General features: G+C 64.8%; 26 protein-coding genes. 15 read left to right on the forward strand and 11 right to left on the reverse strand.

What is annotated here, in order from left to right; all coding sequences use genetic code 11:
• Nucleotide 1 precedes the first annotated feature (1 nt).
• Nucleotides 2-616, reverse strand: a complete 615-nt coding sequence (rimP, locus tag VE25_RS02410; protein WP_046106991.1) for a ribosome maturation factor RimP — start codon at nt 614-616, stop codon at nt 2-4.
• Between the two features lie 195 nt (nt 617-811).
• Between rimP and VE25_RS21620 the strand changes: the two genes are divergently transcribed.
• The 3 genes from VE25_RS21620 (at nt 812) to VE25_RS02420 (ending at nt 1,998) form a co-directional block, all read left to right on the forward strand.
• Nucleotides 812-1,204, forward strand: a complete 393-nt coding sequence (locus VE25_RS21620) for an alpha/beta hydrolase (protein WP_052731673.1) — start codon at nt 812-814, stop codon at nt 1,202-1,204.
• Complete coding sequence (locus VE25_RS21625; RefSeq protein WP_052731674.1) at nt 1,186-1,509, forward strand: alpha/beta fold hydrolase; 324 nt, start codon at nt 1,186-1,188, stop codon at nt 1,507-1,509. Before VE25_RS21620 ends, VE25_RS21625 begins: the two co-directional genes overlap by 19 nt.
• A gap of 216 nt (nt 1,510-1,725) precedes the next feature.
• Nucleotides 1,726-1,998, forward strand: coding sequence for a hypothetical protein (locus VE25_RS02420; protein ID WP_046106992.1), 273 nt, complete (start codon nt 1,726-1,728; stop codon nt 1,996-1,998).
• Nucleotides 1,999-2,113: 115 nt separating this feature from the next.
• Here the strand turns inward: VE25_RS02420 and VE25_RS02425 are convergent, their stop codons facing one another.
• The 6 genes from VE25_RS02425 to lnt form a co-directional block, all read right to left on the reverse strand.
• Nucleotides 2,114-2,470, reverse strand: coding sequence for a winged helix-turn-helix transcriptional regulator (locus VE25_RS02425; protein WP_046106993.1), 357 nt, complete (start codon nt 2,468-2,470; stop codon nt 2,114-2,116).
• A gap of 253 nt (nt 2,471-2,723) precedes the next feature.
• On the reverse strand, nt 2,724-3,431 hold the full coding sequence (trmB, locus tag VE25_RS02430; RefSeq protein ID WP_046106994.1) for a tRNA (guanosine(46)-N7)-methyltransferase TrmB: 708 nt from the start codon (nt 3,429-3,431) through the stop codon (nt 2,724-2,726).
• Between the two features lie 15 nt (nt 3,432-3,446).
• Nucleotides 3,447-3,743 (reverse strand): DUF5615 family PIN-like protein, encoded by a 297-nt coding sequence (locus tag VE25_RS23665; protein WP_160299941.1) that lies wholly within the window; start codon nt 3,741-3,743, stop codon nt 3,447-3,449.
• A 1-nt stretch (nt 3,744) separates the two neighbouring features.
• The gene (locus VE25_RS02435) at nt 3,745-4,002 is read right to left on the reverse strand and encodes a DUF433 domain-containing protein (protein ID WP_201776031.1); all 258 of its coding nucleotides are present in this window, start codon (nt 4,000-4,002) and stop codon (nt 3,745-3,747) included.
• Nucleotides 4,003-4,069: 67 nt separating this feature from the next.
• Complete coding sequence (metK, locus tag VE25_RS02440; RefSeq protein ID WP_046106995.1) at nt 4,070-5,326, reverse strand: methionine adenosyltransferase; 1,257 nt, start codon at nt 5,324-5,326, stop codon at nt 4,070-4,072.
• A gap of 138 nt (nt 5,327-5,464) precedes the next feature.
• Nucleotides 5,465-7,063: an apolipoprotein N-acyltransferase gene (lnt, locus tag VE25_RS02445; RefSeq protein WP_046106996.1), complete on the reverse strand. Its 1,599-nt coding sequence runs from the start codon at nt 7,061-7,063 to the stop codon at nt 5,465-5,467.
• Nucleotides 7,064-7,198: 135 nt separating this feature from the next.
• Between lnt and tsaB the strand changes: the two genes are divergently transcribed.
• The 4 genes from tsaB (at nt 7,199) to VE25_RS02465 (ending at nt 9,592) form a co-directional block, all read left to right on the forward strand.
• Nucleotides 7,199-7,807 carry a tRNA (adenosine(37)-N6)-threonylcarbamoyltransferase complex dimerization subunit type 1 TsaB gene (gene tsaB / locus VE25_RS02450; protein WP_046106997.1) on the forward strand — a complete coding sequence of 203 codons (609 nt, stop codon included), beginning with the start codon at nt 7,199-7,201 and terminating at the stop codon, nt 7,805-7,807.
• Nucleotides 7,807-8,289: a ribosomal protein S18-alanine N-acetyltransferase gene (gene rimI / locus VE25_RS02455; RefSeq protein WP_046106998.1), complete on the forward strand. Its 483-nt coding sequence runs from the start codon at nt 7,807-7,809 to the stop codon at nt 8,287-8,289. The genes tsaB and rimI overlap by 1 nt, the downstream gene beginning before the upstream one ends.
• Before the next feature lie 103 nt (nt 8,290-8,392).
• On the forward strand, nt 8,393-8,788 hold the full coding sequence (locus tag VE25_RS02460) for a Fur family transcriptional regulator (protein WP_244466848.1): 396 nt from the start codon (nt 8,393-8,395) through the stop codon (nt 8,786-8,788).
• A gap of 3 nt (nt 8,789-8,791) precedes the next feature.
• Nucleotides 8,792-9,592 (forward strand): lysophospholipid acyltransferase family protein, encoded by an 801-nt coding sequence (locus tag VE25_RS02465; RefSeq protein WP_052731676.1) that lies wholly within the window; start codon nt 8,792-8,794, stop codon nt 9,590-9,592.
• Between the two features lie 5 nt (nt 9,593-9,597).
• On the opposite strand, the gene VE25_RS02470 is transcribed toward VE25_RS02465, so the two are convergent.
• Nucleotides 9,598-9,870, reverse strand: coding sequence for a hypothetical protein (locus tag VE25_RS02470; protein ID WP_046107000.1), 273 nt, complete (start codon nt 9,868-9,870; stop codon nt 9,598-9,600).
• A gap of 213 nt (nt 9,871-10,083) precedes the next feature.
• On the opposite strand from VE25_RS02470, the gene VE25_RS02475 reads away from it, so the two are divergent.
• From VE25_RS02475 to VE25_RS02510, 8 genes are all read left to right on the forward strand, one after another.
• Nucleotides 10,084-11,118: a LacI family DNA-binding transcriptional regulator gene (locus VE25_RS02475; RefSeq protein ID WP_046107001.1), complete on the forward strand. Its 1,035-nt coding sequence runs from the start codon at nt 10,084-10,086 to the stop codon at nt 11,116-11,118.
• Complete coding sequence (locus VE25_RS02480) at nt 11,115-12,728, forward strand: FAD-dependent oxidoreductase (protein WP_046107002.1); 1,614 nt, start codon at nt 11,115-11,117, stop codon at nt 12,726-12,728. The genes VE25_RS02475 and VE25_RS02480 overlap by 4 nt, the downstream gene beginning before the upstream one ends.
• Nucleotides 12,729-12,745: 17 nt before the next feature.
• Entirely contained in the window at nt 12,746-14,017 is a 1,272-nt protein-coding gene (locus VE25_RS02485) for an ABC transporter substrate-binding protein (RefSeq protein WP_046107003.1), read from the forward strand.
• A 267-nt stretch (nt 14,018-14,284) separates the two neighbouring features.
• Complete coding sequence (locus VE25_RS02490; RefSeq protein WP_046107004.1) at nt 14,285-15,199, forward strand: carbohydrate ABC transporter permease; 915 nt, start codon at nt 14,285-14,287, stop codon at nt 15,197-15,199.
• The gene (locus VE25_RS02495; RefSeq protein WP_046107005.1) at nt 15,189-16,031 is read left to right on the forward strand and encodes a carbohydrate ABC transporter permease; all 843 of its coding nucleotides are present in this window, start codon (nt 15,189-15,191) and stop codon (nt 16,029-16,031) included. Before VE25_RS02490 ends, VE25_RS02495 begins: the two co-directional genes overlap by 11 nt.
• A 4-nt stretch (nt 16,032-16,035) precedes the next feature.
• A complete protein-coding gene (locus VE25_RS02500; RefSeq protein WP_046107006.1) occupies nt 16,036-17,082 on the forward strand; it encodes an ABC transporter ATP-binding protein in 1,047 nt (348 codons plus the stop codon).
• Entirely contained in the window at nt 17,082-17,759 is a 678-nt protein-coding gene (locus VE25_RS02505) for a hypothetical protein (protein WP_046107007.1), read from the forward strand. Before VE25_RS02500 ends, VE25_RS02505 begins: the two co-directional genes overlap by 1 nt.
• Before the next feature lie 172 nt (nt 17,760-17,931).
• The gene (locus VE25_RS02510; protein WP_046107008.1) at nt 17,932-18,225 is read left to right on the forward strand and encodes an SH3 domain-containing protein; all 294 of its coding nucleotides are present in this window, start codon (nt 17,932-17,934) and stop codon (nt 18,223-18,225) included.
• A gap of 21 nt (nt 18,226-18,246) precedes the next feature.
• On the opposite strand, the gene VE25_RS02515 is transcribed toward VE25_RS02510, so the two are convergent.
• From VE25_RS02515 to VE25_RS02525, 3 genes are all read right to left on the reverse strand, one after another.
• Nucleotides 18,247-18,936 (reverse strand): exopolysaccharide biosynthesis protein, encoded by a 690-nt coding sequence (locus tag VE25_RS02515; RefSeq protein WP_046107009.1) that lies wholly within the window; start codon nt 18,934-18,936, stop codon nt 18,247-18,249.
• 13 nt (nt 18,937-18,949) lie between these two features.
• Nucleotides 18,950-20,455: a Na+/H+ antiporter NhaC family protein gene (locus tag VE25_RS02520; protein ID WP_046107010.1), complete on the reverse strand. Its 1,506-nt coding sequence runs from the start codon at nt 20,453-20,455 to the stop codon at nt 18,950-18,952.
• Between the two features lie 74 nt (nt 20,456-20,529).
• Complete coding sequence (locus VE25_RS02525; protein ID WP_046107050.1) at nt 20,530-21,783, reverse strand: arginine deiminase; 1,254 nt, start codon at nt 21,781-21,783, stop codon at nt 20,530-20,532.
• Nucleotides 21,784-21,794 lie beyond the last annotated feature (11 nt).

Raw genomic sequence — 21,794 nt, forward strand, 5'->3', positions numbered from 1 at the left:
TTCAGTTCAACTCCTCGGAGGATTCGTCTTCTTCATATTCGACGACCTCGGTGTCCTCGTCGTCGATGGGATTGAGTTCCTGATCCTTACGCGCCTTTTCCATCAAGGCGTCGGTCATGACCAGTTTGGCTTCGGCGAGCATCGTCAGCGGCAGACGATGATCAGGATCGGTGCCCGTGGGGGCATCCGGCAGACGGATGGTGACGGTCTCGTCGTCCACCGCCTGGATGAGACCGCGGAAGCGCTTGCGGCCCTCGAGGGCATCGGCGAGCTCGACCTTGGCTTCGTGGCCGATATAGGTCTCGAAATCGCGCCTGCGCACCAGCGGCCGGTCGATGCCGGGCGAGGAGACCTCGAGGTGGTATTCGCGGTCGATCGGATCTTCCACATCGAGGACGGGCGAGAGGTCCTTGGAGAGCGCTTCGCAATCGTTGATGGTAAAGCGCCCGTTCTCGTCCTCGGCCATGATCTGGAGCGTCGCGCCGTTCTCGGGCGTCACCTTGACGCGCACCAGCGCGAAGCCGAGGTCGTTGGCGACCGGCTCGACGATGGCGGCGATGCGCGCCTCGAGCCCTGTTTCCTTGATGTAGCGCTTCTCTTTGAGATCGAAGCCCATCGGGTCCTTCTAGTAACAAAAAAGAGCGGGGCCGGTCGGCACCCACTCTGCATAAAAGCCAGAGATGTTAGCCGTTATATAGTCGGCTTTGGCGCGAAGGGCAAGGGTTGCGGGCGCCCTGCCCTGCGCGCAGGCTGGCGGGCCGACGAGGGACGCGCTATCCACCCCGGTGCCCCTCCTTGCCAAGAGTAGCACATGACCGCCCTGCCCGTCCTTCTCGTTCCCGGCCTCAACTGCACCGCCGAGGTCTTCAGCCGTCAGATACCAGCAGCATGGGCATTCGGCCCGGTGACGATCGCCGACCATCGGCGGGGCGGCAGTATTGCCGGAATCGCCGCCGCGATCCTCGCCGATGCGCCGCCGCGTTTTGCGCTGCTGGGCTATTCGATGGGCGGCTACATCGCCTTCGAAATGCTGCGCCAGGCGCGCGAGCGGATCGAGCGGATCGCATTCCTTGCAACCTCCGCCCGGCTCGACAATCCCGAACAGCGCGAGAACCGGCTGCGCCAGATTGCCATTGCAAGGGCCGGGAAATTCGACTCGATCCCGCCGGCCGCCTTCGGAACGCGGTGCATCCGGACAATCTGAGCAATGTGGAACTGCGCGCCACGCACCGGCGCATGGCGCTCGCCAACGGCGCCGACATGTTCATAGCCCAACAAGAAGCGATCCTTGCACGAGCGGATTCCCGGGCGGATCTTCCTGGCATCGACATACCCGCATGGGTCATCGTCGGGGAGGCTGACAAGGTGACGGGCGTGGAAGCAGCGCGCGAGATCGCGACAGGCGCCAGGGGTGCGCGCTACGTCGAGATCGCGGGGGCCGGACACTTCGTGCCCATCGAGCAGCCGGAGGCGGTCAGCCGGGCGATCGCCGACTGGCTTTCAGCCTGAGGGAAACCGGTCGCAAGGCCGGCGGCGGAAATGGAAACGCTTATGCAACTCAGTGTCGCCGAGGAAACCAGGTTACCTTTAGGAGCCTGAATTTCCTTGGAAAAACTCTATGAAGGGACGCACATACTTCAAGAGCAATATTGCAGTTTTTTGTCACTTGCGCAAAAATCCGGGGATACTCATCTCCAGGGTGTTCGAAAGAAAGGAACACCCAAAATGATCAAGACCTCCCTTGTCGCCCTTGCTACCGCTGCCGCCCTCGTCGGCGTTTCCGTGCCGGCCATGGCCGATACCGCAGGCGACGGTACCGAGAGCGGTTCTTACCTGCATGACGCCCAGATCGCCCAGCTCGAGCTGAGCCGCAATGGCGTGACCACCACGGGCGTCGATGACTGGAACGGCGTGTGGCGCGCGTTCGTCGTCAACCAGGACGGCTCGCAGAGCATGCAGTTCTTCGACAAGACGTCGCTTCAGCCGGTAACGCTGTAACGATGCCGGGCAAACGGACGCCGCCGGTTCAAACCGACGGCGTCCTGCCGCCTCGAAAGGGCGGCATGCAACGGGTCCTGTGACGTCGCGCCAAAGGCGCGATCTCAGAGGGTCTTTAGAAGATTTCCTGGCTCAGCGGCGAAATGACGATACGCGCGGACGTGCGATTGGCTGCGTCGAAACGCCGGCGCGCCTCTTCGACCTGGGCGCGGTGAGCGCGAAAGAAGACTTCGAGCTGATCGGCGAGGTTGAGGAGATCCCGGCCGAGATCGGTCAGTTCGTATTCGACGCGGGGTGGAATGGTGGCGTAGAGCGTGCGGCTGACGAACCCGTCCCGTTCCAGCTCGCGCAGCGTCGTCGTCAGGATCTTCTGGGATATGGTGCCGATGGAGCGGCGCAACTCGTTGAAGCGCAACCGCTCTTCCCGCAGGCTCGTCACCACGATGAGGGTCCACTTGCTGGGCCGGACCATCAACCTCTCTTCGGATAGGCTATGACGGATTGCGGGCCTGGCGGAACTCGACATTGGGTTACTCCGGACAAAAACGTTTGCGCGGCCGAAGCCACGCGACTGCAAACATCGCAAAACAATAAAGGGCGCGCCGCCCGCAAACGGACGGCCCCGCCCCCACATCCTTGATATGGGTATTGCCCTTAACCGGGTCCAGACTCGGTCGAGAAAAAGTTCCACACGAGCGTCGATCTTGCCGAGGATCAATACTCGTTCAGCATCTCTCGAAACTGAAATAGTAGCTCTTGAGACGCCCTTCCCGGCGGGCTTTCTGCTCGTACCGGGTCGGCTGCCAGCCCGGATAGGGCTCGTGCCAGTCGCCCGGTCGATCCGGAGCGAACCGGAAGGCGGACTGGCGCAGAATGTGAGCCAGCGTCCAGTTGGCATAGTCCTCGATATCGGTGGCGAAGTGGAAGGCGCCGCCGGGGCGGATGACGCGGGCGAGCTCTCCAAGCGTCACCGGCGAGACGAAGCGGCGCTTGTGGTGGCGGGTCTTCGGCCAGGGATCGGGATAGAGGAGATAGACCGCCTCGAAGGCCGCGTCGGGCAGGCGCAGGAGCAGCTTGAGCGCATCGTCGGTATAAAGACGGACATTGACGAGCCCGTCACGCTCGATCGCCTGCAAGAGCTTGGCAATGCCGCCGGTAAAGACCTCGCAGCCAATGAAGCCCATATCCGGGTTCTCGCGGGCTTGCCGCGCCAGGTGTTCACCGCCGCCATAGCCGATCTCGAGAACGAAGGCCTTGGTGGCGGGAAAGAGCTTACTAGGGTCGACCGGCGTTTCATCCTCGGGGATGGCGAGCCTGGGCAGCAGGGTATCGTAAAGGGTACGCTGACCCTCGTGCAGGGTCTTGCCCGAGCGGCGGCCGAAAAAGGCGCGGGGCGCGCCGTCGACGGTTTTGGGAAGCTGGTGGTCACTCATGGAAATTATCGTATCTCAACGACACGCTGCCCTTCCTCGATGGCGGCGGTGATGGTGGACAGCAGCGGCTCGAGACGTCCCCAGAGCCCACGCGTAGTATGTTGCCGCATCTGACCCCGACCCGCGGCACTTTGAGGATGCCGCGCGCGGAAAGATTATGAGCACGGCATCAAGTGCGCTGGCCAGCTCGGCAACAGCCATGTCGCTGGCGTCGCCCGCCAGGTGCTTGGTGACATGTACGCATTCGTGCCCCGCCTGCATAAGCGGGCCGACGAGACCCGGCGGCAGTTGCGCATCGAGCAGAAAGCGCATGTCAGGCAGCGGTCAGCACCAGGTGGTCGACCGATCCGGCTGCATACTGGAGGGCGGCCCTTATATCTTCCTCATCGAGGTACGGGAAATCCGTGAGGATATCGGCAACGCTTTCACCCTGAGCGAGCGCGGCAAGGATATCGCTGACCCGCACGCGCGTGTCACGGATATGAGGTCGGCCCCCACAAACGTGGGGGTCGAAAACGATGCGGTCGCTGATTTCATGCGCCGATCGGGTATTCGCCACGGGCCCAGCCATCTGGCTCTCCTTAGGTCTCGTACCGGCAGAATGTAAGCAACTTGCATTCCGGCGTAAACGAGGCCTGCTACTTCACCGCGGCCTTGAGCGCGCTGACGAGGTCGGTCTTCTCCCACGAGAACGAGCCGTCGCGGCCGGGCTTGCGGCCGAAATGACCATAGGCGGACGTCTTGGCATAGATCGGGCGATTGAGGTCGAGATGGGTGCGGATGCCGCGCGGGGTGAGGTCCATCACCTTGGCGAGGGCCTTTTCGACAGCCGACTCCTCGACCTTGCCGGTGCCGTGGAGGTCCACATAGATCGACAACGGCTGGGCAACGCCGATGGCGTAGGAAAGCTGGATGGTGGCGCGGTCGGCAAGGCCGGCGGCGACGACGTTCTTGGCGAGGTAGCGCGCCGCATAGGCCGCCGAACGGTCGACCTTGGTCGGGTCCTTGCCCGAGAAAGCGCCGCCGCCATGGGGGGCCGCGCCGCCATAGGTGTCGACGATGATCTTGCGGCCGGTGAGGCCCGCGTCGCCATCCGGCCCGCCGACGACGAACTTGCCGGTCGGGTTTATGTGCCAGATGGTCTCGTCGGAAATCCAGCCCTGCGGCAAGGCCTCGCGGATATAGGGCTCGACGATCCTGCGCACGTCTGCGGAAGTCAGGTTCTCGTCGAGATGCTGGGTCGAAAGCACGATCTGGGTGACGCCGACCGGCACGCCGTTCTCGTACTTGACCGTCACCTGGCTCTTGGCATCGGGGCCGAGCACGCCCGCCGGCCCGTTGTTGGCCTTGCGCGCATCGGTCAAGACCGAAAGGATCTTGTGGGCATAGTAGATCGGGGCGGGCAGGAGCTCGGGCGTCTCGCGCGCGGCATAGCCGAACATGATGCCCTGGTCGCCGGCGCCCACGTCCTTGTTGCCGGCCTCGTCGACACCGCGCGCGATGTCGGCGGACTGGCCATGCAGCAGCACGTCGATGCGGCAGGTCTTCCAGTGGAAGCCGGTCTGCTCGTAACCGATGGCGCGGATGGCCTTGCGGGCGGTGGACTTGAACTTGGCCGGATTGACCACCGGGTTCCCGGCCGCGTCCTTGAGGACCTTGCCGTCCTTGTCCTTCTTCAGCAGCGTTTCGGGCACCCGCACCTCGCCTGCGATGACGACACGGTTGGTGGTCGCCAGCGTCTCGCAGGCGATGCGAACCTGGGCCGGATCCATGCCGGTCTTCTTGGCTTCCTTGAAGATGAGGTCGACGATCTCATCGGAAATGCGGTCGCAGACCTTGTCCGGATGACCCTCGGAAACGGACTCGGAGGTGAAGAGATAGGAGGAGCGTGCCACGCCAAGACCCTCAAAATTGCGCCCAAAGGCGACATTTCGCCCAGTTCGGCATGGTTTTTGGCACTCAAGCGGCTCGCGGTCAAGCCGGATATAAAGAAAGCTTGATATGATCAGCAGGCAGGATTTGGAAAGCCATGCTCATTGCCGCGAGCGCCGGCGGGAGCTGGCGACCGCAACGAGGAGGCCTAGCACAAGGATCACCAAGAGCGGCCAGTAGCGGTACCGGGCAAAAAGGGTCGGCTCCAGCCGCTCATGGACGACGGCCTCCATCACCGCCATCTCGCGGGGGGCAAGCGCACCGGTCACGCGCCCCAGCGGATCGGTGGCCAAGGTCACCCCGGAATTGGCGGCGCGCACGAGGCTCATGCCTTCCTCGACGGCGCGCACGCGCGCATGATGGGCATGCTGGGCCGGTCCGATCGAACCATCGAACCAGGCATCGTTGGTGATGTTGAAGAGGAACTGAGTTTCCTGCGTATCGCCGAGGTCGCCGGAAAAGAGAATCTCGTAGCAGATGAGAGCAAGGAAGGGTGGCGTGCCGGGCACCTGCATCAGCCGGCGGCGCGGATCCCCCGCCGCCCAGCCTTCGGCGCCGGGCACGAACTGCTTGATGCCCAACTGCGCCCAGAACTCCTGGAAGGGCAGGAACTCGCCGAAGGGCACGAGGTGCGCCTTGTCGTAGCTCGAAACGATCTCGCCGGCGTCGTTGATGGCAAGGATGGCATTGAACGGTGGCGTACCGGGCGCAGCCTCGAAGGGCACGCGCGAAGCGCCGGTGAGGAGCGTGACGCCGTCCGGCAGCATGCGGCCGATACGCGCCAGGGCCTCCGGGTACTGGCTGAGGAAGAAGGGCAACGCCGATTCCGGCCAGACGACATGGGTCGCTGCCTCGATGCCGGGATCATTCGGCCCCATGCGCATTTCGGAGAGCGTGATCAACCGGTCGATGATCGCGGCCGGGTTCACGTTCCCCCAATCGGCATGCTCGTAGACGAGCGGCTGCACGAGACGCAGGCGCAAATCGTCGCGCTCGACGACCGGCGTGCCCTCGAGCCGGTTGTAGCCATAGCCCAGTTGCGCGGCGATGACGGCCAGCGCCAGGAAAAAAGGGGCGAGACGGCGGGTCAGTGGCCGCCCGTCCGCCGACCAGATCAGCGCCGGCGTCAAACCCAGGAGCGCGGCGAGGAAAGTCAGCCCATAGATGCCGATGACCGAGGCGAGCTGCATCATCTCGGCAGTGGGGGTGAGGGCATAGCCCAGGAGATCGAAGGGGAAGCCGGTCAGCAAGTGACCCCGCGCCCATTCCGCAATCGTCAGGAACGTCGCCAGCGTCACGATGCGCCAGGGGCCGTGCGACCAGAAGATGTGGGCAAAGGCCGAGGCGAGACCCCAGAAGAATGCGATGAGCGCGGCAAGCACGAGGATCGCGAACGGCATGAGGACGAGCATCACCCCGCCATCGACGAAGAAGGCGGCGCCTAGCCAGTGGAAGGCGACGGTGAAATAGCCCCAGCCGAAGGCGAACCCGATGACGAAGGCGGGACCGAAAAGGCGGGCGAGGCCTTTACGCCTCTCGGCGCCGTCGAGGCACCACACCCAGAGCGGCATCGCGATGAAAAGCGCCGGCAGAACGAAAAGCGGCGGCACCGAGAGCCCGGCGATAGCGCCCGCGACGAGGAGCAGCAGGAACCGCCGCCAGCCATGAGCGAGCATGGCGGTTTCGGCCAGCCAGGTCATCGCGGAAAACCGATAAGCGAATCAGCGCGCATGGCCGCAAGGTCGCTGGCGGTCGTGCCAGCGTCAAGGCGGGCACCCGCCCCTTGCAGAGCGATTGGCTCGGGGGTAAGCCAGCCGGACAGGAGCGTCACGACCTTGCAGCACCCGCCCGTCACCCTTGCCATCGATACTGCGGCGCCCCGTCTGCAGCTGGCGCTGCTCAAGGCCGACGGGACGGTCGATGTTTCGATCGACGAGATCGGCACCGGCCACGCCGAACTGATCTTTGCGCGAATCGCCACGCTTCTTAGGCGCAATGGGCTCGGCTACGAAAACCTCGAACGGGTTGCGGCAACGACGGGACCCGGCTCCTTCACGGGGCTCAGAATCGGGCTTTCCGCGGCACGCGGCATCGCGCTTGCCCGCAGCGTTCCCGCCATCGGCATCCCCTCGCTCCTTGCCGTTTCGCTTTCCGGAACGGCAGAAAAGCCGCTTTGCGTCCTCCTCGATGCGCGGCGGGAGGAAGCTTATTTCCAGGCTTTTGCCGCGCCCGGCGTGCCGGAGACCCCGGCCCAGATCCTGCCCATGACCAGGGCACGGGCCCTTGCCGAAGGCCGAACGGTGATCGAGACCCCCTACCCCGACATCGCGCTCGTCACACGTTTCGCCGCCCAAGCCGACCCGGTGGCGTTTCCGCCCGAAGCGACCTATATCCGCGATGCGGATGCCAAACCGCAGACCGCCAAGCGCATCGCGAGACTCTAGTGGACAGGCTCTGGATCGCCCCCAACGGGCTGCATATCGAACCAGGAACCGCCGCGGACGCCGAGACGCTGGCCAAACTTCATGCGGCCGCCTTCTACCGCGGCTGGCCGCGGGAGGAATTCGCCGCCTATCTCGCCGATCCGCGCACCACGCCGGCCTATGTCGCGTGCGATGCCGGCCACCGCATCGCGGGCTTTGCCATGCTGCGGCTTGCCGCCGACGAGGCGGAACTGCTCACAATCGCCGTCACGCCGCGCTGGCGGGGAAAGGGAATCGGACACGCCCTGATGCACGCGGCGCTCGACGATCTCTCCTATACACCGGTAACGCGCATGTTCCTGGAGGTGGACGAGGACAATGCGGCCGCCGTGCGCCTCTACAAGCGCGAGGGTTTCTCGCGCGTGGGCGAACGGCGCGGCTATTACGCGCGGGCCGACGGCACGGCGGCGACTGCGCTTGTCATGAGCCGCGATCTTGGCTAACCCGCTGAGTGAAGACTACCATATTGAACCAATGATGGAGGGCCGCGAGGTGACCAAGACCCACCCGGACCTCACCCTGGAAGAAGCCTGCACGGCGCGCGGCATGCGCATGACCGACCAGCGGCGCGTGATCGCCCAGGTGCTGGAGGCGGCCACCGATCATCCCGACGTCGAGGAGCTCTACCGGCGCGCCTCGACGGTCGATCCGCGCATTTCGCTCTCGACGGTCTACCGCACGGTCAATCTCTTCGAGGAGGCCGGGCTCGTCACCAAGCACGACTTCAAGGACGGGCGGGCCCGCTTCGAGCTCATCCCCGACGAGCACCACGACCACCTCATCGACATCCGTTCCGGCAAGGTCATCGAATTCCGCAATGAGGAGATCGAGGCCATCCAGGAGGTGATCGCGCGCAAGCTCGGCTACCGGCTTGTCGATCACCGGCTCGAACTCTATGCAGTGCCGATCGAGCCCAAGAGCGGGGCGGACAAGGAGAGATAGCAGGTGGTCTTCCGCAGCCTTTTCTTCATTTTCATCTATATCCCGTTCATGCTGGTGGTCATCCCGTCGCAGGCCGTGATCGTCGCCCTGCGGCTGCCGTTCTGGCAGGTGCTGCCGCGCGCCTTTCATCGAGTCGGCTGCATATTCCTAGGGCTGAAGGTCACCGTCATCGGACAGCCGGCGACCGGCCGTCCGACACTCCTGGTTTCCAACCACATCTCATGGACCGATATCATCGCCATCGGGTCGGTCGCGAACGTGACGTTCGTAGCCAAGCGGGAGGTCGGGCAATGGCCGTTCGTCGGGTTCATGGCGAACCTGCAGAAGACCATCTACGTCGACCGCACCAAGCGGAGCGATGCCGGACGCACGAGCCGTGAGATGGGCTCGCACATGGCGGCGGGCAACGCCGTGCTGCTCTTTGCCGAGGGTCAGTCCGACATCGGCACGCATGTGCTGCCCTTCCGGTCGGCACTGATCGGGGCGGCTCAGCATGCCATGGAAGAGGCCGGCGCCGGCGACGTGCTGATTCAGCCGCTGACCGTCGCCTATACCAAGCTCCAGGGACTGCCGGTCTCGCGCAACGAGCGGTCGCTCATCGCCTGGATCAAGTCGAAATCGGTCAAGCAGAACATCCGCGAAATCCTGACCGGCGGCACCAAGGAAGTTACGGTCGCCTTCGGCGCGCCGATGCCCCTCACCCAGGGAACGAATCGCAAGGCGGTGAGCAAGACGGCCGAGAACGAGGTGCGGCACATGCTGGTTGCGCTCAACCGGGGGCTGCCGCTGCCGGTCAAGGCTTAGAGAGCCTACTCGGCGGCCAGCGGGGGCTTGCCTGGATCGAGGCGCGCCTTGACGCGGGTGATGATGTCGCTGGCCTTGAGCATCAGGGCCATGTCGATATCGTCCTCGCTCATTTCCGGCGTAACTTCGGCCCACACATTCACATGGATGTCGTGTTCCTGGGCGTAGCCTTCCTGCACTTCGCTGAGCACCGCACGCACCACGCCAACCACGCGCCCTTCGATACGCGCATGGGCGTGCCGCTCCGATACCGCGATGTCTATGAGTTTGAACGTCAAGTCTCAAGCTCCCGTGAAGGAGCCCCCAGAGTCGCACTCTAGGCACCAAAAACTGGCGGAAAGTTAACCGAGCGTTCAGCCTGAATGACACAACGCACCCCTTCAGTTTCCCGGAAGCGCCGTGGCGACTTCTTCAGCCCGCTTGACACAAGGCTTGCCTCGTGGCTAATACGCATTAGCTGATAATACGTATTAGCAACAACGAGAGAGGCGATGGCCGCAGCTAAGCGACTGACGCAAAAGGATATCGCGCAACTGGCTGGGGTCAGCCAGGCGACGGTATCGCTCGTCCTCAACGGCGCGCCCGCCGCGCAGTCGCGCATTCCGGCCGAAACCCGCGAACGCGTGGAAAAGGTGATCCGCGACACCGGCTACGTCGCCGATCCCGTGGCGCGCCGCATGGTCAAGGGGCTCAACCGCATCCTCGGCGTCTTCACCTACGAGCCGGCCTTCCCCTCGGCCCAGGCGGACTTCTTCACGCCCTTCCTCCTCGGCATCGAGGAGGCGGCGCAGGCCCTCGGCTACGACCTGCTGCTGCTCACCGGCGCGGGCAGCAACCGCAGGATCTTCGGCGAGAACGTGCGCCTGCGCCTCGCCGACGGCTGCATCATCCTCGGCCGGCAGTTCGACCGCGATGAACTGGCGCGGCTGGTTTCGGGCGACTTCCCCTTCGTCGCGGTCGGGCGCCGCGACGATGCCGGCGGGCCCGTGCCCTATGTCGGCGGCGACTACGCGCCGGCGACCTTCGCTCTCGTTGCGCGCGCCAAGGCGCTGGGCCACAGCCGCATCGGCTATGTCGGCCTTTCGGAGGGCGCTGAATCCACTATCGACCGCTGGCTCGGCTTCAACCGCGCGCTCGATGGCGCCGAGCTCGTCGCCACGCACTTTGCCGTCGCCAGCCCGCCCGCCGAAACGCTCGACATGCTCCTCGCGGCCAAAGCCACCTGCGTCTTCGTCACCGAGCTTGCCGATGCCATCCGCATCGAGGCGGTGGCGCGCGAGCGCGGCATCTCGGTACCCGGCGATCTCTCCATCGTCGTCCTCGGCAACCACATCCGCGCCGACGAACCGGGCCGGCGCTTCACCTCCTTCGCGATTCCGCGCGAGGCCATGGGGTACGCCGCCACCGAAATGCTCGTGCGGCGCGTCGAAGGCGATGCGCCCATCGAGCAGGTGCTGCTCCCGTGCGAACCCTTCGAGGGCGATACCCTCGGCCCGATTACTCCAGGATCCAAGAAGACCAGATGAGCAAAGAACTTTCCGCGGACATCCTCATCGTCGGTGGCGGCCTCGGCGGCGTCGCCGCGGCGCTCGGCGCCTTGCGCTCGGGGCGCACCGTCATCATGAGCGAGGAATACGACTGGATTGGCGGGCAGCTGACGAGCCAGGCCGTGCCGCCCGACGAGCATTCCTGGGTCGAGCAGTTCGGCGTCACCCGCTCCTATAGGAAGCTCAGGAACGGCATCCGCCAGTATTACCGGGACCACTATCCGCTGACCGCCGAGAGCCGCGCCTGGGGCGACCTCAATCCCGGCGCCGGGTGGGTGAGCCGCCTCTGCGCCGAGCCGCGCGTCGGCCTTGCCGTGCTCGAAGCCATGCTCGCGCCCTGGCGGGGCGGCGGGCAGTTGACCGTCCTGCAGCCTTACCGCCCCGTCGCCGCCGACGTCGATGGCGATACCGTGCGCGCCATCACCCTTGTCCACCGCGACAGCGGCGAGCGCATCACCGTTTCGGCATCCTATGTCATCGACGCCACCGAGCTCGGCGACCTCTTGCCGCTGACCGGCACCGAATACGCCAAGGGGTTCGAAGCCCAGTCCGACACCGGCGAGCCCAGCGCTCCGGCGGAGGCGCAGCCCGACAACGTGCAGGCCGTTTCGGTCTGCTTTGCCATCGACCACCTCGAGGGCAGCCACGTCATCGAAAAGCCCGCTAACTACGACTACTGGCGCGCCTACCAGCCCGAGTTCTGGGGTGGCCCCCTGCTCGGCTGGAGGGCGCCGCACCCGCGCACGCTCGACATCGTCGAGCGCTCGTTCACGCCCAATCCGGACGACGATCCGCTGCTGGTCGACGCCGACCAGCGCCGCAATCCGGGCGACGGGAACCTCTGGACCTTCCGCCGCATCGCTGCGCGCCGCAACTTCATGCCCGGCGCCTATGCGTCGGACATCTGCCTCGTGAACTGGCCGATGATCGACTACATGGACGGCACCATCATCGACGTTTCCGAGGAGGAGAAGGCGCGGCATTTGAAGGCCGCCGCCGAGCTCTCCTATTCGGTCTTCTACTGGCTGCAGACCGAGGCGCCGCGTACCGATGGCGGCGTCGGCTTCCCAGGCCTGCGGCTGCGCGGCGACGTCACCGGCACCGGCCACGGCCTCGCCATGGCGCCCTATATCCGCGAGAGCCGGCGCATCCTGCCCGTCACCCGCATCGTCGAGCAGGACGTCTCGATGTCGGTCCATGGCAATGCGCTGTCGAAGAGCTATCGCGACAGCGTCGGCATCGGCATGTACCGGATCGACCTCCACCCTTCGACGGGCGGCGACAACTATGTCGACGTCGAGTCCGCCCCGTTCGAGATCCCGCTCGGCGCCCTGCTGCCGCGGCGGATGAAGAACCTGCTGCCGGCCGGCAAGAGTCTCGGCACCACCCACATCACCAATGGCTGCTACCGGCTGCACCCGGTCGAGTGGAACGTCGGCGAAGTCGCCGGGCTCCTGGCGGCCCACTGCCTCAACAACGGGCTCACACCGCATCAGGTGCAGGAAAACGATGCCCGTCTCACCGACTTCCAGGCCCGTCTCTACGGCGAGGGGATCGAGATCCGCTGGCCGGACGTGCGTGGATACTAAGATCAAAGGAGGAACTCATGAAACTCACCTATCTCAAGGCCTCGGCGGCCCTAGCCGGCATACTCGTCCCCCTCGCCGCCAGCGGCGTCACGTGGGCGCAGGATGCGGTCAACCTGCGCATGACCATCTGGAGCGCCAACGAAGCGCACCTGGCGATGTTCAACGAGATCGCCGCGGGCTTCAAGGAGACGCACCCCAACGTCACCGTGACCTTTGAGCCGATCCCGTTCGAGAACTACACGACGACGCTGACCACCCAGATCGCCGGCGGCAACCCGCCGGATCTCGCCTGGATCCTCGAGACCACCGCCGCCGATTTCGTCAACTCCGGCGCCCTCGCTCCGCTGACCGACGCTTTCGCGGCGACCGAGGGCTATGACCTCGAAGACGTCACCGAGCAGGCGACGGCGCTCTGGACCCGCGACGGGCAGCTCTACGCCTATCCGTTCTCCACCTCTCCCTTCGCCATCTTCGTCAACAACGACCTCGTCACCGCCGCCGGCGCGACGGCTCCGGCCGAGCTCATCGCCAACGGCGAGTGGACCTGGGAGAACGCCTTCGCCACCGCCAAGGCGGTCGCCGACGGCGGGCAGGCGGACGGCCTCATCGTTCGCGATTTCAACTACCAGACCTGGCAGAACCTCGCCTCGATCTGGAACGGCTGGGGCGCCTCGCCCTGGAGCGAGGACGGCAAGACCTGCGCCTTCACCGATGCGCCCATGGTCGAGGCGCTGACCCGCATCCATGAGGCGATCTTTGCCGAAGGCGCCATGCCCGGCCCCGGTGAGAACGTCGATTTCTTCGCTGGCAACGCCGCCATGACCATCACCCAGATCTCGCGCGCCTCGCTCCTGCCGAAGGACGATCCGTTCGACTGGGATCTGGTGCCGCTGCCGGAAGGCCCGATCGGCGCCTATGCCGTCGTCGGCCAGGCCGGCGTCGGCGCCTTCGCCAACCGCCCGAATACGCAGGTCGCTGTCGAGTTCCTCGCCTACATGACCAACCCGGAGAACAGCCAGAAGCTCGCGCAGTTCTTCCCGCCGGCCCGGGCGAGCCTCCTCAATGCCGACACCCTCGCGGCCACCAACCCGCTGCTCTCGGCCGAGCAGCTCGAGACTGTCGTCATCGCCGGCATCTCGACCGGCACGGTGCTCCCCGGCCACACCAACTTCGCCCAGATCCAGCAGACGGTCCGCTCGGGTCTCGATGCCATGTGGGTGCCGGACGCGGACGTGCCCGCCGTGCTGCAGTCCGTCTGCGACAGCGTCGGCCCGCTGCTGGCGCGCTGATCGAGGTGGGGGTCGGCATCGTGCACACTGCCCCACCCCCTCCCGGCCTCCCCCATCAAGGGGGAGGTGGAACCCGGTGCAATGGCACAATCGTGCCACACCCACCGCACTCACCCTCCCCCTTGTGGGGAGGGAAGCGAGATAGGACTTAGCTCCAGCTAAGTCCGTGATCGAGCAGGGTGGGGGTATGCCGCGGCTTTCGATGAAGTCGCCACCCCCACCCTTGATCCCTCCCCACAAGGGGGAGGGAGACGAAGGAACCGATAGATGAGTTTGGCCACCGAAAAAGAAACCCGCCCCTTCTGGACCATCGCCCGGCGCGATGCGGCGGCGGGCTATCTCTTCATCGCCCCGCAGCTCATCGGCATCGTCATCTTCGTGCTGATCCCGCTGGGCCTCGTCTTCTGGTACTCGCTGCACGAGTGGAACGTCCTCGCCAACAGCTTCAATTATGTCGGCGCCGCCAACTACCAGATGCTGCTGGCCGACCCATCGCTCCCGCAGGTCCTCACCGCTTCGGCGATCTTCTCGGCCGGCCTCGTCGTCCTCAACCTGAGCCTCGCGCTGCTGCTCGCCGTGCTGCTCGACCAGAAGCTCAAGGGCATCGTCGTCTTCCGCACCCTCTTCTTTTCGCCCGTCGTCGTCTCGCTCGTCGCCTGGACGATCGTCTGGAGCTTCCTCCTCCAGAACAATGGCGGCATCAACGGCATGCTCTCGGCCTTCGGCATCGAGGGGCCGAACTGGCTGCGCACGCCGACGACCGCGATGATCTCGGTCGTCGTCGTCCAGGTGTTCAAGAACGTCGGCCTCAACATGATCCTCTTCCTAGCTGCCCTCCAGGGCGTGCCCAAGGAGCTCTACGAGGCCGCCCGGGTCGACGGCGCGGGAGCGTTCAAGCAGTTCCGCCGCATCACCCTGCCGCTGATCTCGCCGACGATACTCCTCACCTCGATCATCACCATCGTCGGCTCGCTGCAGGTCTTCGCGCAGATCGCCGTCCTCACCCAGGGTGGCCCGGGCATGTCGACGACGGTGCTCGTCTATTACCTCTACCAGCAGGCCTTCCAGTTCCACTTCTTCGGCTACGGGTCGACCCTTTCGATCCTGCTCTTCGTCATCGTCGCGGTGCTGACCTTTGCCCAATGGCAGCTGCGCAAGCGGGTCGTCTTCTATGAAAACTGATCTCTCCCCCCGCATAAAGGTCGCCCTCTACGGGCTGATGTGCGTGCTGCTCATCCCCTTCGTCTTCCCGACCTGGTGGATGATCACCTCGTCGGTCAAGCCCATCAGCGACATCTTCGCCTTCCCCCCGGACCTCTGGCCGCGTCGCTTCGATTTCTCGACCTACGCGCAGGTCTTCGAGCTGCAGCCTTTCGCCCGGCAGTACTGGAACTCGGCCTATATCGCCGCCATCGTCACCGCCGGCACCATGATCGTCTCGTCGATGGCCGGCTATGCCTTCGCGCGGATCAAGTTCCCGTTCAGCAACGCCATCTTCATGGTGGTGCTGCTCGGCCTCCTCATCCCCTCCGAAGTCACCATCGTGCCCTTGTTCCAGATGTTCCTCGGCTGGGGGATGATCAACACGCACTGGCCGCTGATCCTGGTGCCGATCTTCGGGGCGCCGTCGGTCTTTGCCACCTTCGTCATGCGCCAATTCTTCATCGCGCTCCCCACCGAACTGGAGGAAGCCGCGCGCGTCGACGGGCTCGGGCGCTTCAAGATCTTCTGGATCATCGCGCTGCCGCTCGCCAAGCCCGCGCTCGGCGCGGTCGCGATCTTCACCTTCCTCCACTCCTGGAACCTCTATCTCGAACCCATCGTGTTCCTCTCCTCGACGCAGATGTTCACCCTGCCGCAGGCGCTGACCCAGTTCACCGACGCCTATGGCGGAGCCATGTGGAACATCCAGCTCGCCGCCGCGACCATGACGGCCATTCCCGTCCTCCTGGTCTTCATCGTGGCGCAGAAGCAGTTCGTCGAAGGGCTCGCCCATACCGGGCTGAAAGGCTGACCTCATGGCAAACCTCTCCCTCAAGTCCGTGCGCAAGGCCTATGGCGAAGCCTCTGTCCTCCATGGCGTCGACATCGACATCGCCGACGGCGAGTTCGTCGTGCTCGTCGGGCCTTCCGGCTGCGGCAAGTCCACGCTCCTGCGCATGATCGCCGGGCTCGAGACGATCACCGGCGGCGCCATCGAGATCGGCGGGCGGGTCGTCAACGACCTCGAGCCCAAGGACCGCGACATCGCCATGGTCTTCCAGAACTACGCGCTCTACCCGCACATGAGCGTCGCCACCAACATGGGCTTCTCGCTCGAGCACCGCGGCGCGAGCAAGGCCGAGATCGCCGAGCGGGTGAAGTGGGCGGCCGATATCCTCGGCCTTGCGTACCTCCTCGACCGCTACCCGCGCCAGCTTTCCGGCGGCCAGCGCCAGCGCGTCGCCATGGGCCGCGCGATCGTGCGCAACCCGCAGGTCTTCCTCTTCGACGAGCCGCTCTCCAACCTCGATGCAAAGCTGCGCGTCGTCATGCGCGGCGAGATCAAGGGCCTCCACCAGCGCCTCGGCGTCACCACCGTCTACGTCACCCACGACCAGGTCGAGGCCATGACCATGGCCGACCGCATCGTCGTGATGAACGCGGGCAAGGTCGAGCAGGTCGGCGCGCCGCTCGAGCTCTATGATCGCCCGGCAAATCTCTTCGTTGCCGGATTCATCGGGTCGCCCGCCATGAACATGATCAGCGGCGAGATTACGCAGGGCGGGTTCGCCGCCGGCGGTGTCACCCTCCCGCTTCCGGCCGGGCTCGGCGCCAGCGGACGGGCCACCTACGGCATCCGGCCCGAGCACCTGATCCTTGCCGACGATGGCCTGGCCGCAACGGTAAATCTCATCGAGCCGACGGGCTCGGAAACGCAGGTCGCGATGACGCTGGGTGAACACAGCATTACAGGCGTCTTCCGCGAAAGGATTTCCGCGCAGCCCGGTGAGACCATACGTGTCCGTCCGGATCTCGACGCCATCCACCTCTTCGACGCCGAGACCGACAACCGGGTCGAGTGATGCATCCCGAAACCAGGCTCTACAGGGCGCTGACCGGTGGCGATTTTCCCGTCATCGTGTCTCTTCCGCGCCATGATCTCGACCTTGCCAAGGCCGCGCTCGACGGCGGCGCCTTTGCGCTCAAGACCCATCTCAACGCCTTCCACCGCGCCACCGGAACCACTTTCGGCAGCTTCGCCGAGGAACGCCCGTTCTTCGAGCGACTGGCAAAGCTCGGCTGTCCACTGCTGGTCATGGCCGGTCAGGAGACGGTGCCGACCAGCGCGGAAATGGAGGCCTTGGCCGAACTCGGCTTTGAAGGATTCAACGTCTATATCGACCATTTGCAGCCGCACCTGCTGCGGTCGCGATTGCGGCCGATGCCGGCGCTTTCCTCGATCAGCACCATGCAAGACGTCATCGAAATCGCCGCTGTTCCCGACTGCATCATCGAGGCTTCGATCATGCCGTTCGAGCGCTATCGCACGGCGATGACCGTTGCCGATCTCGAACGATACCGGGCCATCGTTGCCGCTGCCGACGTACCCGTCATCGTGCCAAGCCAGCTCGCTCTTACGCCGGGTGACTTGGCCCAACTGCGCGAGAGCGGTGTTGCGGCTCCCTTGCTCGGCGCGATCGTCACCGGCGACACGCCCCAGTCCATGCTTTCAGCCGTTCGGACAGCGGCAGCGGCATAGGCGCGCTCCAGGCTCGGAAGATTGGGACAAACTGCGGGAACTGGAGATTCCCAGCTCGTTTCAAGTCCCGCCGGAATGGTATGCTCGCATATCCCTGCAAGGACCGCGTGCCCGACCCGGTGGGCGCTGCCGACCGAGGTGTCCTTGCGGGGATTCGCGATGGGTGATCATTATGTCCAAGACTCTCCTGATCAGAAGTTTCGTCGTCGCGCTTGCGATGAGCATGGCTTGCGTGGCTCACGCCCAGGTTGAGATGCGGCCGAGCGCCGATCTGGCTGTCGCGACGACCATGGTCAATGTCCGCAAGGGCGACGGCACCAACTTCCCCATCGTCGATGTCCTTCATCGCGGCGAGCAGGTCGAGATCGTGCGCTGCCGCGGCGAATTTTGCCTCGTCCGGCATGAGGGACCACAGGGCTGGGTGATGCACCAATATCTGCAGCGCCTCGTCGTCCATCCGCGTTGAGGCGCCGCGCTCTCCGCTCGATCAGTCGGTGTCCGGTATCTCGTGCTGGATCGCCTCCCCGAGGAAGACGCCGACGGCGAAAACGGCCCAGAGCGTGACGGCGAGGACGACGAGGCCGATGAGACCGACGATCCCGCCGATCAGCACCGCGATCCCGTCCCGATTGAGAATGCCGACACACACGATCGCGAGACCAAGCGACGGTAAGGTGTTGGTGAACGGGATCGGCACGAGCATCGCCACGCCCAGCACGAAACCCAACAGCGCGATCGCCGGGAGGATCCGCTGCGAGGTGAGGGAGGTCGCGCGCGGTTTCGAGAATTTCGAGACCACCCGGGTAAAGCCTGAAAAGAATTCCAGCAGCTTCAGCAGCAGCCGCAGGGGCAGGCGCCGCTCACCCACGAACGTCCAGAGCCGGATTGGCATCCGCAGGAACAGCATGATCGAGAAGGCCATTATCGCCAGCCCGATGACAACGCTGTATCCGGGCGGACCCGGCAGGAGGTTCAGCACCGAGAAGATGAGGATCGCCAGGATATGCGATCGCGGGCCGACGATATCGATGACCTTGTAGCAGGTGAGCCGCGGATCCGGACCCTGCGAGATGAGGCGCATGCGCTCCAGCACGTCGGAGAGGATCGTCTCGAGCGGGGCTTCCTGCCGATCATCCGGCAGCGCAGCTCTTGCGGGGACGTCATCGCCTTCCATCATCCCACACGCCCCATCAGGGGCCGTTCAACCCGACAGGTATATTGGAACGAGGGGATGGAGGCGCGGCGCGCTTTTCCATTTTGAATCCGGTGAAGCCGTAGCCGAGCGTGAGCAGCGGACTGGCGATGTTGAAGATGCAGAACGGCGCGTAGAGCATCGTCGGTACGCCGAGCACAGCGGCCATGTAGGCGCCGCACGAGTTCCACGGCACGAGCGGCGACGTGACGGTACCTCCATCCGCAACCGCGCGCGAGAGGTTGGTGGTGGCGAGGCCGCGCTTTTCGAACTCGGCACGAAATATCCGCGCGGGCAACACCAGGGCCACATACTGGTCGCCGGAAACGACGTTGAGGCCGAACGCCGTCCCGATGACGGTGCCGGTCAATTGCCCGGTGCTTTTCGCTTGCGTCAGAACGGGAGTGATGAGCTTGGAGAGAAGCCCGAATTCATCGAGCAGCGTGCCGAGGACCAGCGCGCCGATGATCAGCCAGATGGTCAATAGCATGCTGTCCATGCCGCCGCGTGAGAGCAGGGCGTCGACGACCGGAATGCCGGAATTGGCCTGGTACCCGTTGGCGAGCGCCATCCAGATGCCCTTGATGAAGACGGCCGGCGCCCCGAGGTCGGGATCCGCGACGAAGCGCAGAACGGCCTCCGGTTGCACAAGGGCCGCCATGATGCCGGCCATCAGCGCGGCGGCGATGATGGCGAGCGACGGCGGAACCTTTAGTACCGATAGGGCCACGAGCAGCGCCAATGGCAAGAGGTTGAGGGGCGTGATCCAGAACAGCGTGTCGAGAGACGCCAGTTCCGACTGGATCACCATCTCGCTGTAGCCGCTGCCTTGCGTCGCGCCGAGCGCGGCGAAGACCGCCAGCGCGATGATAAAGGCCGGTACCGAGGACCAGGCTTGCGCGCGCAGGTGGACGAAGATGTCGTTGCCGGTGATCTGGGCAGCAAGGATGCTGGTTTCGGAGAGCGGGGAGAGCTTGTCGCCGAGATAGGCACCGGAAATGACCGCACCCGCGGTGATCGCGGGCGAAATGCCGAGCAATCCGGCAAGGCCGACGAGCCCGACGCCGATCGTACCCGCCGTTGTCCACGAGCTGCCGATGCCAAGCGCGATTCCGCCGCAGATGAGCACGGTCGCAAGATAGAACCAGCCCGGCGAGATGAACTCCAGGCCATAGTAGACCATCGTCGGGATGGTGCCGGACATGTTCCAGGTGCCGATGAGCGCTCCCACGGCAAAGAGGATGAAGATGGCGCCGACCACCGACGAGACGCCCCTGCGACCGGCCTCGGCGATCTCCTGCCAGGCATGGCCGTTCTTCAATAGGATGAGCGCGGTGGCCATCGCCGTGAGGAAGATGGCCACCTGCAGCGGTCCGGATATGGCATCGAGGCCGAAGAGCATCACCGAACCGGCGATCAGCACCGCAAGGGTAACCAGCGGCACGAACGCGTCAAGATAGGTGGGCTCGCGAACCGGACGGGGAGGTGGGGATTGGTCGCTCATGCTGTTGTCCTGGGCGTGCGGAGGCGACCCTTGCCGATAAAGGCGTCGTTGGACGGAGCTCAGCCGCCGATATCCTAATAGTCCACCGCATCGCGGATGATGGGACAGGTCATGCAGTGCCCGCCGCCGCGCCCGCGTCCGAGCTCGGCGCCCGCGATGGTGACGACCTCTATACCGGCCTTGCGCAGCAGCGTGTTGGTGTAGACGTTGCGGTCATAGGCGAAAACGACGCCGGGCGAGGCGCAGACGAGATTGGCCCCGCTGTCCCATTGGGTGCGCTCGCGCATGTAGTCGTTGCCGCCGGTTTCGACGACACGCATCTCTCTGAGCCCCAGCGCATCCCTGACGGTGTCGACGAAGGAGCCTTCGTCCTTGCGCAGGTCGAGCGTACCCGGCTTGCTGCCCGGCCGATAGGAATAGGCGTGGATGGAATCGACGATATCCGGATAGGTCAGGACGCAATCGCGATCGGCGAAGGTGAAGACGGTGTCGAGGTGCATGGCTGCGCGCAGCTTGGGCATCGCGGCGATGATGACGCGCTCAGCAGCCCCCCTCTCGAAGAGTGCCGCGGCAAGCTGGCTGATGGCCTGGCGCGAGGTGCGCTCGCTCATGCCGATCAGCACGTTGCCCTTGCCGATGGGCATGACGTCGCCACCCTCGAGCGTTGCAAGGCCCCAATCCTGCGTCGGGTCGCCCCACCAGACGTTCACCTTACCGGCGAAATCGGGATGGAACTTGTAGATGGCGGTCGTCAGGATCGTCTCCTCGTGCCGCGCCGGCCAGAACAGCGGATTGAGCGTTACTCCGCCATAGATCCAGCAGGTGGTGTCGCGGGTATAGAGGGTGTTGGGCAGGGGCGGCAGCAGGTATTCGGTCACCCCCGCCGCATCCCGGATCAGCGTCAGCATCTCCCCGCCGACATGGTCCGGGAACTCGACGGTCGAAAGCCCCCCGATAAGGGTTTCGGCGAGCTCGCGATCGGAGAGCCCTTCGAGGTAGCTGCGGATCTCGTCGACGAGGCCGAGGCCGACCTGGTTGGGCACGACCTGGTTGTCGAGGATCCATTCTTTGGCTTCCGGCAATGCCACCGTTTGCGTCAGAAGGCTGTGCATCTCGACCACATCGACGCCGCGATCGCGCAGCTTGGTCATGAAATCGAAGTGGTCGCGCTTGGCGTTTTCGACCCAGAGAACGTCGTCGAAAAGCAGGGCATCGCAATTGCTCGGCGTCAACCGCTGGTGGGCGCGGCCCGGGGCGCAGACCATCACCTTGCGCAACTGGCCGACTTCCGAGTGGACGCCGAATGAAGATGAAGCCGAGTTTGCCATGTCGAGAGCCT

The organism is Devosia geojensis, from assembly GCF_000969415.1.
Lineage (GTDB): Bacteria > Pseudomonadota > Alphaproteobacteria > Rhizobiales > Devosiaceae > Devosia > Devosia geojensis.

Coding starts and splice junctions, on each gene's coding strand:
- VE25_RS02425 (WP_046106993.1), bottom strand. CDS start 2,470: ATGGTCCGGCCCAGCAAGTGGACCCTCATCGTGGTGACGAGCCTGCGG.
- VE25_RS02500 (WP_046107006.1), top strand. CDS start 16,036: ATGGCAAACCTCTCCCTCAAGTCCGTGCGCAAGGCCTATGGCGAAGCC.
- trmB (WP_046106994.1), bottom strand. CDS start 3,431: ATGAGTGACCACCAGCTTCCCAAAACCGTCGACGGCGCGCCCCGCGCC.
- VE25_RS02475 (WP_046107001.1), top strand. CDS start 10,084: ATGGCCGCAGCTAAGCGACTGACGCAAAAGGATATCGCGCAACTGGCT.
- VE25_RS02505 (WP_046107007.1), top strand. CDS start 17,082: ATGCATCCCGAAACCAGGCTCTACAGGGCGCTGACCGGTGGCGATTTT.
- VE25_RS02515 (WP_046107009.1), bottom strand. CDS start 18,936: ATGATGGAAGGCGATGACGTCCCCGCAAGAGCTGCGCTGCCGGATGAT.
- VE25_RS02485 (WP_046107003.1), top strand. CDS start 12,746: ATGAAACTCACCTATCTCAAGGCCTCGGCGGCCCTAGCCGGCATACTC.
- VE25_RS02510 (WP_046107008.1), top strand. CDS start 17,932: ATGTCCAAGACTCTCCTGATCAGAAGTTTCGTCGTCGCGCTTGCGATG.
- VE25_RS02420 (WP_046106992.1), top strand. CDS start 1,726: ATGATCAAGACCTCCCTTGTCGCCCTTGCTACCGCTGCCGCCCTCGTC.
- VE25_RS02495 (WP_046107005.1), top strand. CDS start 15,189: ATGAAAACTGATCTCTCCCCCCGCATAAAGGTCGCCCTCTACGGGCTG.
- VE25_RS02435 (WP_201776031.1), bottom strand. CDS start 4,002: ATGGCTGGGCCCGTGGCGAATACCCGATCGGCGCATGAAATCAGCGAC.
- VE25_RS02460 (WP_244466848.1), top strand. CDS start 8,393: ATGCGCATGACCGACCAGCGGCGCGTGATCGCCCAGGTGCTGGAGGCG.
- rimP (WP_046106991.1), bottom strand. CDS start 616: ATGGGCTTCGATCTCAAAGAGAAGCGCTACATCAAGGAAACAGGGCTC.
- VE25_RS02480 (WP_046107002.1), top strand. CDS start 11,115: ATGAGCAAAGAACTTTCCGCGGACATCCTCATCGTCGGTGGCGGCCTC.
- lnt (WP_046106996.1), bottom strand. CDS start 7,063: ATGACCTGGCTGGCCGAAACCGCCATGCTCGCTCATGGCTGGCGGCGG.
- VE25_RS02525 (WP_046107050.1), bottom strand. CDS start 21,783: ATGGCAAACTCGGCTTCATCTTCATTCGGCGTCCACTCGGAAGTCGGC.
- VE25_RS02490 (WP_046107004.1), top strand. CDS start 14,285: ATGAGTTTGGCCACCGAAAAAGAAACCCGCCCCTTCTGGACCATCGCC.
- VE25_RS21620 (WP_052731673.1), top strand. CDS start 812: ATGACCGCCCTGCCCGTCCTTCTCGTTCCCGGCCTCAACTGCACCGCC.
- VE25_RS02520 (WP_046107010.1), bottom strand. CDS start 20,455: ATGAGCGACCAATCCCCACCTCCCCGTCCGGTTCGCGAGCCCACCTAT.
- VE25_RS23665 (WP_160299941.1), bottom strand. CDS start 3,743: ATGCGCTTTCTGCTCGATGCGCAACTGCCGCCGGGTCTCGTCGGCCCG.